This window comes from Halomonas salsilacus, from assembly GCF_051216275.1.
Lineage (GTDB): Bacteria > Pseudomonadota > Gammaproteobacteria > Pseudomonadales > Halomonadaceae > Halomonas.
This window is the reverse complement of sequence record NZ_JBPKAQ010000006.1, coordinates 235010-248579: the sequence shown is the minus strand read 5'-3', so window position 1 is coordinate 248579 and position 13570 is coordinate 235010. Positions and strand designations below refer to the sequence as shown.

Below are 13570 nucleotides of genomic sequence, written 5' to 3'. Positions count from 1 at the left end.
TCCACGGCGATCTCGCAGAAGGGGTTCATGGCCATCTTGACGTTGGTGAGGTCAACGTCGGAGTGATCCGGCTTGACCCGGATCTTGACGTTGTAGTCGGTGACGCGCTTCACCGCGACGAGGACTTTCATGGCGTATCTCCTATTAACAGAAGGCCTGGATGCCGGTCTGGGCGCGGCCAAGGATCAGGGCGTGGACGTCATGGGTGCCCTCGTAGGTGTTCACCACCTCGAGGTTGACCAGGTGGCGGGCCACCCCGAACTCGTCGCTGATGCCGTTGCCGCCCAGCATGTCGCGGGCCAGGCGGGCGATATCCAGCGCCTTGCCGCAGCTGTTGCGCTTCATGATCGAGGTAATCTCCACCGCGGCGGTGCCCTCGTCCTTCATGCGGCCCAGGCGCAGGCAGCCCTGCAGGGCCAGGCAGATATCGGTCTGCATGTCGGCCAGCTTCTTCTGGATCAGCTGGTTGGCGGCCAGCGGCCGGCCGAACTGCTGGCGGTCCAGGGTGTACTGGCGGGCGGTGTGCCAGCAGTCCTCGGCGGCGCCCAGCGCCCCCCAGCTGATGCCATAGCGGGCCGAGTTGAGGCAGGTGAAGGGACCCTTGAGGCCGCGCACCTCGGGGAACAGGTTCTCCTCGGGTACGAAGACGCTGTCCATGACGATCTCGCCGGTGATCGAGGCGCGCAGCCCCACCTTGCCGTGGATCGTCGGGGCGGAGAGGCCCTCCCAGCCCTTCTCGAGCACGAAGCCGCGGATGTCGCCCTCGTCGTCCTTGGCCCACACCACGAAGACGTCGGCGATGGGGCTGTTGGTGATCCACATCTTGCTGCCGGTGAGCCGGTAGCCACCCTCGACCTTGCGGGCGCGGGTCACCATGCCGCCGGGGTCGGAGCCGTGGTTGGGCTCGGTCAGGCCGAAGCAGCCGATCCACTCGCCACTGGCGAGCTTGGGCAGGTACTTCTGCTTGGTCGCCTCGCTGCCGAATTCATTGATCGGCACCATCACCAGGGAGGACTGCACGCTCATCATCGAGCGGTAGCCAGAGTCGACGCGCTCGACCTCCCGGGCGATCAGGCCGTAGCAGACGTAGTTGAGGCCGCTGCCGCCATACTGCTCGGGGATGGTGGCGCCGAGCAGGCCGGTGTCGCCCATCTCGCGGAAGATGGTCGGGTCGGTCTGCTCATGGCGGAAGGCCTCCAGCACGCGAGGGGCGAGCTTGTCGGCGGCGAACTGGGCGGCGCTCTGCTGCACCATGCGCTCTTCGTCGGTGAGCTGCTGGTCGAGCAGCAGCGGGTCTTGCCAGTGGAAAGCGGGGTGATGGGACATGTCGAAATCTCCTGTACTTGACGTGTTGGCCTGTCATGACAAGCCCTTTTTATTTTGCCATGCAGAATCTTGTTTCATTTATTTCATGATGCTGAACGCCTGCGACACAGTCAAGCGGCAGTTGCCCTGCTTAAAAGCGTGCTACCAAAAACCACGCCGCCAATAGCGGCGTGGCAAGACAGAGAAAAAGGCCGTTCCAGCGATACCCGATACGCAGCGACGAAACGCCAGTGAACCTGGACAGAATCAGCATCGAGACGGTCATGGGTGATGACATGAGCGCCAGCGTCCAGCCCACCAGCAGGGAAACCGCCAGCACGGGCGGTGTCAGGCCTTCGATGCCCAGGGTGGGCAAAATGCCGGCGAGCAGGGTGACGCTGACGATGGGGTTGATGCCAACCTGAGCCAACAGTGCCACCAGCAGCATGGCGACCACCGCGGTGCCCGCCCCAAGCGATGACAGAAAACCGACGCTATCAGCTAAAGCTGTCCCATCTACCAATCCCACGCAGAGATGCCCTATATAGCCTGCCGCCCCCAGCACCACAATCTCGTTGGACGCCGGCGAAACCAGCCTCGGCAACCCGCGATGCAGGGCAACGGCGGCCGTCGGAATGCCCGCCATACCATGGCGACGAAACTGCCAGCAGAGCCACAGAAAAGCCCCCAGGGGTGCCCCCAGCAGAACTGCGGTGGGCAAGTGCAGGTCGAGCCCCCAGGCGAGCAAGAAGATCAATGCCACGAGCGAGAGCAACACCAGCGAGAAACGAGCCAGAGGCCGCAGCGAGGGAACATCATCTTGCCTGATCTGCTGCAGTTGCGGGCCGGTCACCCGGTCGACTCCCCAGCCGACCAGGAACAGCACCAGCGCCGCACCCAGGGCGTAGGGAGCCAGCTCGATCCAGCGCAGTCCCTCCATGCTGGAGAGCACCACCGCCATGCCGATACCCATGGGCGACACCAGTGGCGCCAGTGCAAAGCCACGCAGCAGCGCCAACATCATGCGACGCTGTCGCGTCTGCTGGACCCACAGACGCCCCTGGGCTGCCGCCAGGGTATTGCTCTTCTCTATCATGGCGGCAAAGAGGTTGAGCACGCCGATATTGAGGATGATGCCGAACAGCGCCGAGCCCAGTGACAGGATCGGGTAACGCCGGCTGGGAGGCTGAAGCAGCATGGCGTTGCCACAGCGCTTCACCAGCCTAGAGCGGTAGGCAGGGAGCCGAAGCAACCCCAACACCATCAGAAAGGTGGCGAAGAAGGCGAAGCGTCCCGCGGCCTCGCGCAGTAATTCCAGTGGAGCGGTGTGTTTCCAAAGCACTGCAAGACTAAGCATGACTGCAGCACCCAACAGGATGCGGGCCATGGTCGACAACCCACGCAGGGTGAGCAGATACCCCCCCAGGGCGACAATCGCCAACCACTGAGCTACTGGACTGATGAACACTAGATCTGCCAGGGTCGCCAGAATCACGACCAGCAGCAGGGAAGCCCTCAGGCGATCCCGACTCACTGGCCCTCTCCCTCCTCGGCCTCGCTTCCACGACGCCGACGAAAAACCCCTTCCCCCATCGCCACGAGGTTGCCTTCGCTGTCGAGTACCTTGCCGCTGGCCATGAAGGTACTGCGCCCTCCTCCTTCCAACCGCCCGATAGCGCATAACGCCTCTCCCTTGGCAGGGGCAACGAAGGTGGTGGTGAGCGACAGCGTCATCGCCTTGCGTAGCCCATCCGGGGCCGCGCAGTGCAGGCCCGAAAAACTCATGGCCACATCCAACAAGGTGCAGAGCACGCCACCATGCACGATCCCGCTGCGATTGAGATGATGAGGCTCGACCCCCAGCTCGAGCGTCACCCGATCCGGCTCCCAGTGGACGACGCGAACTCCCAGGAAGTCCTGAAATCCCACCATCCGCCATGACAACGGCAACGCATCACTCATGACGGTTCCTTCCCTTGTGCCAGGTCGCGGAGCTTTCCCTTGAGGATCTTGCCGCTGGCCGTCGCCGGTAGCGATTCCATCAGGACGATTTGCGTGGGCCGCTTGTAGGGCGCCAGCCGCTCGGCAATGAACGCCCGCAGTGCCGTCTCATCCAGGGCCGCGCCAGGCTCACACTGAACGAAGGCCACCACCTCCTCGTTGCCCAAGACCTGACGCCCCACCACCGCCGACAGCGTCACATCGGGATGTTCGTTGATCACCGCCTCCACATCGGGTGGGTAGATGTTGAACCCGGAGCGAATAATCAGCTCCTTGCTGCGCCCGACGATATAGAGCTGGTCATCCGCATCGAAGCGTGCGATGTCGCCGGTATTAAGCCAGCCATCGTCGGTGAGGCAGGCACGCGTCGCCTCGGGCTGGCGGAAGTAGCCCTTCATCACGTTGGGACCGCGCACCCACAGCTCGCCTACCTCGTCAACGTCGTCGGAGACATCGCCGCTCGCGTCCAATGGCTCGAGGCGATACTCCAGCAGCGGCAGGACGCGCCCCACGGTATTGCTGACGTGGCGATCATCGATACGGGTCTGGCTGATGGTCGGGCTGGCCTCGGTCAGCCCATAGCCGTTGTGCAATGTCTGGCCGAATACCGCCTCGACCCTCCCCTTGATGTCGGCATCCAGGGGCGAGCCACCCGCGGAAATATAGATCAGCGTTGGCGCCTCCAGGGCCTGGCCTCGCTGGCGAAGAAATTCCAGGGTTCTCGCGTACATGGCCGGCACCCCCTGGAGGACGGTGATGCGTTCCTGCTTCAGCGCATCGAGCATCATCGCCGCATCGAAGCGCGGCACCGTGTAAAGACAGGCACCGTTATAGAGCGATCCCATGCAAACGGAAGAGAGCCCGAAGACATGGGACATGGGCAATACCCCATAGACGCGCTGCCCCTCACCGAGATGACGCATGCCACCGGAGATCGAGGCGATATAGAGGATGGCACGGTGAGTGAGCATGACCCCCTTGGGCGTGCCGGTAGTTCCGGAGGTGTAGATCATCGCCGCGACCTGATCGGCGCCACTGGCCGCTACCGGTTCCAGATCGCTGTCGGCCTGAGACCCGACCCTGAGCGCGCCCAGACTGGGATGTACCAGGAGCTCGGCGCCGTGCCGACGACCGTGCGCATCCGCATCGGGTGATGCCTCACTGGTATAGAAGACGCACCGGGGCAGACAATTGTCGCGGATCAGGTCGACTTCCTTGGGGGACAGGCGCGAGTTGACGATGGACACCCAGGCATCGAGTTCGCTGGCCGCCAGCAGCAGCACCACCAGGGCACGGCTGTTCTCGCCGACGGTCATCAGGCGGTCGCCAGGGCGAATCCCCAGCGAGGCCAGCCATTGTCGAGCCTCGTGAATCTCGCGGCCCAGGTCGGCATAGCTCCAGCGGACCTCGCCATCGACCAGAGCCGGCTGGTCGGGAATGCGCCGGGCATTGTCGAGTACCCGGGTACTCAGTCGATCGGGCAGCTCCGCCACCAGCTCACTGGCCAGGCGGCCGAAGATGCGCTCGTCCGGTGCCCGGTGCGTCACGGAAAGGGCCATCAGGACGCCTCCCGCACCATGTTGCGGGCAATCACCAGTTGCTGGATCTGGGTGGTGCCCTCGTAGATGCGGAACAGCCGCACGTCGCGGTAGAAGCGCTCGACGGCGTACTCCGACATGTAGCCCGCTCCACCATGGATCTGAACCGCACGATCGGCGACACGGCCGACCATCTCGGCACAGAACAGCTTGGCGCAGGAGGCCAGGGTCGAGACATCTTCGCCGGTGTCCTTTCGGCGTGCGGCGTCGAGGACCATGGTGCGCCCGGCATAGGCTTCGGTCTTGCTGTCGGCGAGCATCGCCTGGATCAGCTGATGATTGGAGAGCGGCACCCCGAACTGTTGACGTTCCATGGCGTAGCTGAGCGACTCCTCGACCAGCCGATCGGCGACACCGACACAGACGGCGGAGATATGCAGGCGGCCGCGATCGAGTACCTTCATCGCTGTCTTGAAGCCCTGCCCTTCGCGGCCCCCGATGATGTTCTCGGCCGGTACCCGGCAGTCGGTAAAGATGATGTCGCAGGTATGGGCGCCCTTCTGACCCATCTTGTTGTCAGCCGGCCCGCGCTCGAGTCCGGGGGTGTCGCCCTCGACGATGAAGGCCGAAATGCCACCGGCCCCTTTCTTCTCGGGATCCGTTCGTGCCATCACGGTAAACAGATCCGCTTCGGGACCATTGGTAATGTAGCGCTTGGTGCCGTTGAGGATGTAGTGATCACCGTCGCGCACCGCCGTGGTGCGCAGACTGGCGGCATCGGAACCGACGTCGGGCTCGGTCAGGCAGAACGAGCTGAGGAGCTCCCCGGTCGCCAGCCGCGGAACGTATCGTGTTTTCTGCTCCGGCGTGCCGTCGATGAGAATGCCCTGGGCGCCGATGCCGTTGTTGGTGCCGAAGACCGAGCGGAAAGCCGGAGACGTCTTGCCGATCTCCATGGCCACCAGCGCCTCTTCCTCCATGGTCAGACCAAGGCCGCCATATTCCTCCGGGATCGACAGGCCAAACAGGCCCATTTCCTTCATCTCCTGGAGAATCTCGGCGGGCACGGCATCCTCTTCGGCCAGACGTGCTTCATTGGGAATCAGGCGTTCCCGAACGAAACGAGAGAGAGTATCGATCAGCTGATCCAGGAGTTCCGGGTCACGAATCATGCAAAAGTCCTCGCAGCAGCGACGGCAGCATGCCCAGACCGGCACCCTGTTCCGCCAATTAACATTCATGTTCGCAAACTAGCTTGTCAGGCACTTTTGCATAGCCTAGGATGGTAGTCAATATTTGGAATCAAATTTCGCCAAGCAAAACAAGAAAGGTATGCATCCCATGTCAACTGCCCCCTCTCATCCCTTCCGCACACTGGGCATCGTCGGCACCGGTGCCATGGGCCGCGGCATTGCTCAGCTGGCCGCCCAGGCAGGTCTCGAGGTCCGTCTATACGATGCTAGCTCCGGGGCAGTCGCCAAGGCCCAGGCCTTCATCGATAACCTCTGGACACGCAACGTCGCCAAGGGCCGGATAGACGCCGACCAGCACACCAAGTATCGCGGGCGCCTTCATGAGGCAGCCACCCTCGATGCACTGGCCGACTGCGATATCGTGGTAGAGGCCATTGTCGAGAAGCTGGAGGCCAAGCAGACCCTGTTCTCCGAACTGGAAGAGCGGCTGGACGAAAAAGCAGTGCTTGCTACCAACACCTCCTCCCTGTCGGTGACCGCCATCGCGTCCACGTGCCGGAACCCCGAACGGGTGATCGGCTTCCACTTCTTCAACCCCGTCCCGCTGATGAAGATCGCCGAGGTGATTCCCGGCGTCCGCACTGCCCCCGAGGTTGTCGAGGCGGTCGAGGCCTTGGGCCAGTCCATGGGGCACTTCACTGCCAGGGCAACCGATACCCCGGGCTTCCTGGTCAATCATGCCGGCCGGGCCTTCGGCACCGAGGCGTTGCGCCTGCTCGGCGAAGGCATCGCCGATATCGCCACCATCGATCGCATCCTGGAAGACCTGGGCGGCTTTCGCATGGGGCCCTTCGCCCTGCTCGACCTCACCGGGCTCGATGTCTCCCACGCGGTGATGGAGTCGATTTACCACCAGTACTATCAGGAACCGCGCTTTCGGCCGTCGCCGATCACCGGCCAGCGCCTCACGGCCGGCCTGCTGGGTCGCAAGAGCGGCCGTGGCTTCTACGCCTATGTCGAGGGCCAGGCGCAGCGCCCCGCCTTGCAGACGCCGCCCACCAGCGCTCCCTTGCCGGTGTGGATCAGTCCTGAAAATGGCGAGACCAGGGCAGCCCTGGCGGCACTGGTCAGCGCTGCTGGCTGGCCCCTTGACCAGGGCGATCGCCCCACCCAGGAATCGCTCTGCCTACTGACGCCCCTCGGCGAGGACACCACCGACTGTGCCCTGCGCCAGGGCCTGGACCCCACCCGCTGCGTGGCGGTGGAAACCCTGAGCGGCCTCGACAAGCATCGTTGCCTGATGGCGAACCCGGCCACCGTCGAGGAGTTCCGCAACGCGGCCTGGGCCCTGCTGAGTCAGGACGGCACCGAAGTGAGCGTACTCAACGACAGCCACGGCTTCGTGCTGCAGCGCGTGATCGCCTGCATCGTCAACGTGGGCGCCGAGATCGCCCAGCAGCGTGTGGCCGACCCGGCCACCATCGACCGAGCCGTGGAACTGGGCCTCGGCTATCCCCGAGGCCCCCTGGCGATGGGCGACCATTATGGCAGCCGGCGCATCCTGACCATTCTTGAAACGCTGCTGGCCGCAACCGGGGACCCCCGCTACCGCCCCAGCCCCTGGCTGCGCCGTCGCGCCCGCCTGGGTCTGCCGCTGACGACCCCCGACCCCTTCTGAGAGGAAATCCCCATGCAAGACGTCTATCTCTACGATGGCATTCGCACCCCTTTCGGCCGCCATGGCGGTGACCTGGCGGCGGTCCGCCCCGATGACCTGCTGGGCCAGGTACTGGCCACTCTGGTCAATCGCAATGACTTTTCCGCAGAGGATTACGAGGAAGTGCTGGCGGGCTGCACCAACCAAGCCGGAGAAGATTCGCGCAACGTGGCCCGCCACGCCGCGCTGCTGGCCGGCCTGCCCATCGAAGTAGCCGGCCAGACGGTCAATCGCCTGTGCGGCAGCGGCCTGGCCGCGGTGATGGACGCAGCCCGCGCGGTCCGCAGCGGTGAAGGCGAGCTGTTCCTGGCCGGTGGCGTGGAATCCATGTCACGCGCCCCCTATGTGCTGGGCAAGGCCGAGACACCCTTCGCCCGCAATCAGCCGATGTTCGACACCGTGATCGGCTCGCGCTTCCCCAATCCGCGTATTGCCCGCGAATTCGGCAGTCACAGCATGCCGGAGACGGCCGATAACATCGCCCACGACCTGGGCATCGATCGCGAGGCGTGTGACAACTTCGCGGCCGCTTCCCAGGCGCGCTACGCCGCCGCCCTGGCCCGCGGCTTCTACGCGGAGGAGCTGCTGCCCATCGAGGTGCCCCAAGGCCGCAAGCAGCCCCCGCGACCGGTCAGTCTCGATGAGCACCCGCGCCCGCAGAGCGACGTCGAGGCCTTGGGCCGCCTCAAGCCGCTGTTCGAGGAGGGGGTGGTGACCGCCGGCAACGCCTCGGGCCTCAACGACGGTGCCGCCGCCCTGATCGTCGGCGGCCGAACCGCCGGCGAGCGGGCCGGCGCGCGCCCCCGCGCGCGCATCCTGGCCGGAGCCGTGGCCGGCGTCGCTCCCCGTGTCATGGGCCTGGGACCGGTGCCCGCCTCTCAAAAGGCCCTCGCGCGGGCCAGGCTGAGCCTGGAACAGATGGACGTGATCGAGATCAATGAGGCGTTTGCCGTCCAGGTGCTGGGCTGTCTGGAGGGCCTCGGACTCTCCGCCGACGACTCGCGGCTCAACGCCAATGGCGGCGCCATCGCCATCGGCCACCCCCTGGGCGCCTCCGGCGCACGACTCGCGATCACTGCGCTGCGCCAGCTGGAAGCGACAGGCGGCCGCTACGCCCTGGTCACCATGTGCATTGGCGTGGGTCAGGGCATCGCCTGCGTGATCGAGCGAATGGAGGGCTGAACCTCGAGGCGGGTCCTGCCCGCCTCGTCGCTCGTGCACCTGCGTACTCCTCGGTTACTGACCGTTGTTACCCTGCTCGAAGGGCATATCGTGCAGGCAGACGATGTTTGTTATGCGACAATAGATTTCAAAATGCACGGCCCTGCCCAGGATAGCTGCCAATGACACAGACGATTCTTCAGGAAGACGAGCCGGAACAGGCCGGCAAGGATCGCAACTTCGTGACGGCTCTAGCTCGTGGTCTGGAGCTACTGCGCGCCTTCGGTGCCGGTGAGGAATACCTCGGTAACGCAGACCTCTCCAGTCGCACCGGCATTCCGCGCCCGACAGTTTCGCGGCTCACCTATACCCTGACCCAGCTCGGCTATCTGCAGCGCAATTCCGACATCGAAAAGTATCGCCTCGGTGCCGGGGTGCTCGCCCTGGGCTATCGCTACCTGGCCAATATGGGCATACGCGACATTGCCCGCCCGCATCTGCAACGCCTCGCCGATGCGACCGACTGCAGCGTCAGCCTGGGCACCGCCGACCGCACCTCGATGATGTACCTGGAGACCTGCCATGGCAACGGCCCCCTGATCATGCGACTCGAGGTGGGATCGCGGCTGCCCATGGCAACATCGGCGATCGGTCGGGCCTGGCTCTGTGGCCTTACCGTCGAGCGACGTCAGCAGGTCATGGAGCAACTCAAGGAGATCCACCAGGGTGACTGGGCCAGGATCGAAGCCGGTATTGAAGAGAGCCTGACCGAATACCGTGACTATGGGTTCTGCCTCTCCGAGGGAGAATGGCAACCGGAGGTCAGCGCCGTGGCTCTGCCCCTCGTACTGGAAGGCGGCGCTGAAGTCATGGCACTCAACTGCGGCGGCTCCAGCCTGAGATTGACCCATGACAAGCTAGTGGAGAGCCTGGGGCCGAGGCTCAAGGCCATAGCCCGCGATATCATCAGCGTGCTGGAACCACCCCAATACAGATAAACGCAAGGCCCCCTCCTTCGAGAAGGACACGTCGCACCATGGCTTCGACCGACGCCTCGCCCGGCCGATTCCACGTAAAGGCCGGTCGACTGCACATCAGCGGTGACTGGGTGCTCGCCCACCATGGCGTGCTCAAGGAGCAGGTCGCCGCCCAACGCTGCGGCGCTGGCGAGTCCTCGGACGACCAGGCGGTGGATCTCTCCGGCCTGACCGGCCTGGACACCGCCGGCGCCCGCCTGCTGGTGGCGCTGCTCGGCGCCGAGCGAATGGAGGACGTGGCCCGCTGGGCGCCGGAGCTGCCCAAGGCGCGCCAGGCGCTGCTCGAGACCGTGGCCCGGGTGCTGCGCGAACCGCTGGAACCGGAGCCGCCTCGCCGGGCACCGCTGACCGACTGGCTGGTCGATGTCGGCGAGCGGGTCGGCGGCCTGTGGCACCAGCAGCGACTGCTGCTGGGTTTCATCGGCCTGACCCTCACCGCCCTGCTTACCACCGTGCTGCGTCCGTGGCGGTGGCGGGTCACCGCGCTGGTGGCTCATGTGCACCAGACCGGCCTCAACGCGGTGCCTATCGTCGCCCTGCTCACCTTCCTGGTGGGCGCCGTGGTGGCCTTTCTGGGCGCCACGGTGCTGCGCGACTTCGGCGCCACCATCTTTACCGTCAACCTGGTGGCCTTCGCCTTCCTGCGCGAGTTCGGGGTGCTGCTGGCCGCCATCCTGCTGGCCGGCCGCACCGCCAGCGCCTTCACCGCTCAGATCGGCGCCATGAAGGCCAACGAGGAGATCGACGCCATCCGCGCCATCGGCCTCGACCCCATGGAGCTGCTGGTGCTGCCGAGGCTGCTGGCAATGATGGTGATCCTGCCGATCCTGACCTTCATCGGCATGCTGTGCGGGATCCTCGGCGGCGCCATGGTGTGCATCTTCATGCTGGATATCTCGGCCACCCAGTTCCTCAGCATCCTGCAGCGCGACATCCCCCTCAACCACTTCCTGGTCGGTCTGGGAAAGGCGCCGATATTTGCCTTCCTGATCGCTGTGATCGGCTGCCTGGAGGGCTTCAAGGTCAGCGGCAGCGCCCAGTCGGTGGGCGAGCACACCACCTCCAGCGTGGTGCAGTCGATCTTCATGGTGATCCTGCTCGACGCCGTGGCTGCGCTGTTCTTCATGGAGATGGGGTGGTGATGGCAGACGCAGGCGTCACGACAGGAACCGAGGTGGCCAAAGACGCAGAGGTCGTCATCAGGGTGCGCGGGCTGTCCAACCGCTTCGGCAGCGTCGTGGTCCACAAGGACCTGGACCTGGACATCCTTCGCGGCGAGATCCTCGGCGTGGTGGGGGGGTCCGGCACCGGCAAGTCGGTGTTGCTGAGGAGCATCGTGGGACTGAAACGCCCCGACGCCGGCAGCGTCGAGATGTTCGGCGAGGACCTCACCGCCCTGACGGCCCGGCGGCGCTCCGAACTGGAGCGTCGCTTCGGCGTGCTCTTTCAGCGCGGCGCGCTGTTCTCGTCTCTGGACCTGCAGGAGAACGTCGCCCTGCCGCTGATGGAGCACGCGGGCCTCACCCGGCGTGACGCCCAGGACCTGGCGCGCATGAAGCTGGCCCTGACCGGGCTGCCGCCCAACGCGGCGCTGATGATGCCCTCGGAGCTCTCCGGCGGCATGATCAAGCGAGCCGCGCTGGCCCGGGCCCTCGCGCTGGACCCGGAGGTGCTGTTCCTGGATGAGCCCACCGCCGGCCTCGACCCCATCGGTGCAGCGGACTTCGACCAGCTGATCATGACCCTGCGTGACGCCCTGGGGCTCAGCGTCTTCCTGGTCACCCACGACCTGGACACCCTCTACACCGCCTGCGACCGGGTCGCCGTGCTCTCACAGCGCCGCGTGCTGATCGCCGACCGCCTGGCCGTGGTCGAGGCCAGCGATGACGCCTGGATCCGCGAATACTTCCACGGCCCGCGCGGCCGCGCGGCCGCCGGCGCCGCAGAGGCCACCGCGCACCCCGCGCCGACCACTCCCCGGGAGAACACCTGATGGAAACCCGCGCCCACCACCTGGTGATCGGCCTGTTCACCGTCATCGCCGTCGTCGCCGCGCTGGGGTTCGCCCTGTGGCTCGGCAAGGCCGCGACGGATCGTGAAATGACCTACTACGAGGTCAGTTTCGACCGCCCAGTGGGCGGACTGGATGTCGGAAACGCCGTGCTGTTCAGCGGCATCCGCGTCGGCGACGTGGCCGACCTGCGCCTCCACCCGGACGACCCGCGCCTGGTCCGCGCGCTGATCCGCATCGACGCCGACATCCCCATCCGCGAGGACACCAGCGCCGGCCTGGCGCTGGCCAATATCACCGGCAGCATGAACATCCAGCTCCAGGGTGGCAGCCCGGAGCGACCCCGCCTGCGGGGCAGCTTCGAGGACCCGCCGCTGATCCTGGCCGAGCCCTCGCCGCTGAGCTCGCTGCTGTCCGACGGCGAGACCCTGGTCACCGGCCTCAACCAGCTGCTGATCAACGCCAACCGCCTGCTCGCCGAGGACAACACCGACCGGGTCGAGCGGATACTGGCCAACCTCGAGCAGCTCAGCGACGAGCTGGCCGCCCGCAGCAGCGAACTCGGTGCCGTGGTCGACATCGCCGACCGCCTGGGCGAGGAAGCCAGCGACCTGCTCCGGGCGCTGGCCAGCCTCAGCCAGAGCGCCGAGACTCTGGTCGACGCCGAAGGGCGCCAGGCCCTGGACAGCGCCGGCCAGGCCATGGGCAGCCTGCAGGGCATGACCCGCCGCCTGGAGACGCTACTCGGCAACAACGAGGAGGCCCTGGGCCGCGGCATGCAGGGGCTGGGCGACCTGGGGCCGATCGTCCGAGAGCTGCGCAACACCCTGGACGCCCTGGGGCGAATCACCCGCCGCCTGGAGGAGAACCCGGCCGACTTCCTGCTGGGTCGCGAACCGATCGAGGAGTTTTCACCATGAGACGCCTGGCCCTGCTGCTCCTGGCGGGCACGCTCGCCGCCTGCACCCTGCTGCCGGAGAGCGAGCCTGCCAGCCTTCACCTGCTGCCCGCAGCCTCGCTGGCGCGCTCAGAAGGGCCACCCCTGGAGGTTCGCTTGCGGGTCGAGACGCCCCAGGCCTCGGCGCTGCTCTCCGGGGCGCGGATCCTGGTGATGCCGGAGCCCAACCGCCTGCAGGCCTATACCGGCGCCCGCTGGAGCGATCGCACCCCACTGCTCCTGCGTGACCGCCTGGTGGAGGGGCTGCGCGACCGGGCACGCCTAAGCGCCCAGGACGACAACAGCCCGCTGGGGGCCGATGTCGCCCTGGTCAGCGACCTGCGCGCCTTCCACAGCGTCTATCCACAGGGGCAGGGACAGGGCTTGCCGGTGGCGGTGATTCGCCTGGACGCCAGCCTGGTGGACGAGAGCGATCGCCGACTGCTTGCCGAGCGACGCTTCGAGATGCGCGAACCCAGCGAGGGAACCGAAGTGACGCAGGTGGTGGAGGCCTTCGGCCGCGCCGCCGACGACCTGACCCGAGCGATCGCCGAGTGGAGCGAGGAGGTGCTTCAGGGGCGCTGACGCCGGGCGGCCAAATGGCGTCATTCCGGCGTGATGCCGTCGATTATTCAGATCAACGATGTTCGGCTATGATGTCGGCACATGA

12 protein-coding genes and 1 pseudogene are annotated in these 13570 nt (G+C 65.8%); 7 read left to right on the top strand and 6 right to left on the bottom strand.

Features of this window, described 5'->3' with window-relative positions:
• The 6 genes and pseudogenes from ACR80S_RS11150 to ACR80S_RS11125 all read right to left on the bottom strand — a co-directional run.
• Nucleotides 1-131, bottom strand: a pseudogene (locus ACR80S_RS11150) (electron transfer flavoprotein subunit beta/FixA family protein); the annotation flags it as partial.
• A gap of 13 nt (nucleotides 132-144) precedes the next feature.
• Nucleotides 145-1326 (bottom strand): acyl-CoA dehydrogenase, encoded by a 1182-nt coding sequence (locus tag ACR80S_RS11145; protein ID WP_435403202.1) that lies wholly within the window; start codon nucleotides 1324-1326, stop codon nucleotides 145-147.
• Nucleotides 1327-1456: 130 nt separating this feature from the next.
• A complete protein-coding gene (locus tag ACR80S_RS11140; protein ID WP_435403201.1) occupies nucleotides 1457-2692 on the bottom strand; it encodes a hypothetical protein in 1236 nt (411 codons plus the stop codon).
• A 143-nt stretch (nucleotides 2693-2835) separates the two neighbouring features.
• Nucleotides 2836-3267 (bottom strand): PaaI family thioesterase, encoded by a 432-nt coding sequence (locus ACR80S_RS11135; protein ID WP_435403200.1) that lies wholly within the window; start codon nucleotides 3265-3267, stop codon nucleotides 2836-2838.
• Nucleotides 3264-4865 carry a class I adenylate-forming enzyme family protein gene (locus ACR80S_RS11130; protein ID WP_435403199.1) on the bottom strand — a complete coding sequence of 534 codons (1602 nt, stop codon included), beginning with the start codon at nucleotides 4863-4865 and terminating at the stop codon, nucleotides 3264-3266. The genes ACR80S_RS11135 and ACR80S_RS11130 overlap by 4 nt, the downstream gene beginning before the upstream one ends.
• Nucleotides 4865-6016 carry an acyl-CoA dehydrogenase family protein gene (locus ACR80S_RS11125; RefSeq protein ID WP_435398991.1) on the bottom strand — a complete coding sequence of 384 codons (1152 nt, stop codon included), beginning with the start codon at nucleotides 6014-6016 and terminating at the stop codon, nucleotides 4865-4867. Before ACR80S_RS11125 ends, ACR80S_RS11130 begins: the two co-directional genes overlap by 1 nt.
• Nucleotides 6017-6185: 169 nt before the next feature.
• Here ACR80S_RS11125 and ACR80S_RS11120 point away from each other — a divergent pair, with 169 nt between their 5' ends.
• From ACR80S_RS11120 to ACR80S_RS11090, 7 genes are all read left to right on the top strand, one after another.
• The gene (locus ACR80S_RS11120) at nucleotides 6186-7715 is read left to right on the top strand and encodes a 3-hydroxyacyl-CoA dehydrogenase (protein WP_435403198.1); all 1530 of its coding nucleotides are present in this window, start codon (nucleotides 6186-6188) and stop codon (nucleotides 7713-7715) included.
• Between the two features lie 12 nt (nucleotides 7716-7727).
• Nucleotides 7728-8936, top strand: a complete 1209-nt coding sequence (locus ACR80S_RS11115; RefSeq protein ID WP_435403197.1) for a 3-oxoadipyl-CoA thiolase — start codon at nucleotides 7728-7730, stop codon at nucleotides 8934-8936.
• Nucleotides 8937-9097: 161 nt separating this feature from the next.
• Nucleotides 9098-9913 carry an IclR family transcriptional regulator gene (locus ACR80S_RS11110; RefSeq protein WP_435398994.1) on the top strand — a complete coding sequence of 272 codons (816 nt, stop codon included), beginning with the start codon at nucleotides 9098-9100 and terminating at the stop codon, nucleotides 9911-9913.
• Nucleotides 9914-9951: 38 nt separating this feature from the next.
• Complete coding sequence (locus tag ACR80S_RS11105) at nucleotides 9952-11094, top strand: ABC transporter permease (protein ID WP_435398995.1); 1143 nt, start codon at nucleotides 9952-9954, stop codon at nucleotides 11092-11094.
• A gap of 32 nt (nucleotides 11095-11126) precedes the next feature.
• Nucleotides 11127-11945, top strand: coding sequence for an ABC transporter ATP-binding protein (locus tag ACR80S_RS11100; protein ID WP_435403196.1), 819 nt, complete (start codon nucleotides 11127-11129; stop codon nucleotides 11943-11945).
• Entirely contained in the window at nucleotides 11945-12883 is a 939-nt protein-coding gene (locus ACR80S_RS11095) for an MlaD family protein (RefSeq protein WP_435403195.1), read from the top strand. The genes ACR80S_RS11100 and ACR80S_RS11095 overlap by 1 nt, the downstream gene beginning before the upstream one ends.
• The gene (locus tag ACR80S_RS11090) at nucleotides 12880-13485 is read left to right on the top strand and encodes an ABC-type transport auxiliary lipoprotein family protein (protein WP_435398998.1); all 606 of its coding nucleotides are present in this window, start codon (nucleotides 12880-12882) and stop codon (nucleotides 13483-13485) included. The genes ACR80S_RS11095 and ACR80S_RS11090 overlap by 4 nt, the downstream gene beginning before the upstream one ends.
• The last annotated feature ends 85 nt before the right edge of the window (nucleotides 13486-13570 follow it).

What these genes read in the sequence shown, in the direction of transcription:
- ACR80S_RS11105 (WP_435398995.1), top strand. Translation starts at nt 9,952, where the DNA reads ATGGCTTCGACCGACGCCTCGCCCGGCCGATTCCACGTAAAGGCCGGT.
- ACR80S_RS11110 (WP_435398994.1), top strand. Translation starts at nt 9,098, where the DNA reads ATGACACAGACGATTCTTCAGGAAGACGAGCCGGAACAGGCCGGCAAG.
- ACR80S_RS11095 (WP_435403195.1), top strand. Translation starts at nt 11,945, where the DNA reads ATGGAAACCCGCGCCCACCACCTGGTGATCGGCCTGTTCACCGTCATC.
- ACR80S_RS11115 (WP_435403197.1), top strand. Translation starts at nt 7,728, where the DNA reads ATGCAAGACGTCTATCTCTACGATGGCATTCGCACCCCTTTCGGCCGC.
- ACR80S_RS11090 (WP_435398998.1), top strand. Translation starts at nt 12,880, where the DNA reads ATGAGACGCCTGGCCCTGCTGCTCCTGGCGGGCACGCTCGCCGCCTGC.
- ACR80S_RS11120 (WP_435403198.1), top strand. Translation starts at nt 6,186, where the DNA reads ATGTCAACTGCCCCCTCTCATCCCTTCCGCACACTGGGCATCGTCGGC.
- ACR80S_RS11125 (WP_435398991.1), bottom strand. Translation starts at nt 6,016, where the DNA reads ATGATTCGTGACCCGGAACTCCTGGATCAGCTGATCGATACTCTCTCT.
- ACR80S_RS11130 (WP_435403199.1), bottom strand. Translation starts at nt 4,865, where the DNA reads ATGGCCCTTTCCGTGACGCACCGGGCACCGGACGAGCGCATCTTCGGC.
- ACR80S_RS11140 (WP_435403201.1), bottom strand. Translation starts at nt 2,692, where the DNA reads ATGGCCCGCATCCTGTTGGGTGCTGCAGTCATGCTTAGTCTTGCAGTG.
- ACR80S_RS11145 (WP_435403202.1), bottom strand. Translation starts at nt 1,326, where the DNA reads ATGTCCCATCACCCCGCTTTCCACTGGCAAGACCCGCTGCTGCTCGAC.
- ACR80S_RS11135 (WP_435403200.1), bottom strand. Translation starts at nt 3,267, where the DNA reads ATGAGTGATGCGTTGCCGTTGTCATGGCGGATGGTGGGATTTCAGGAC.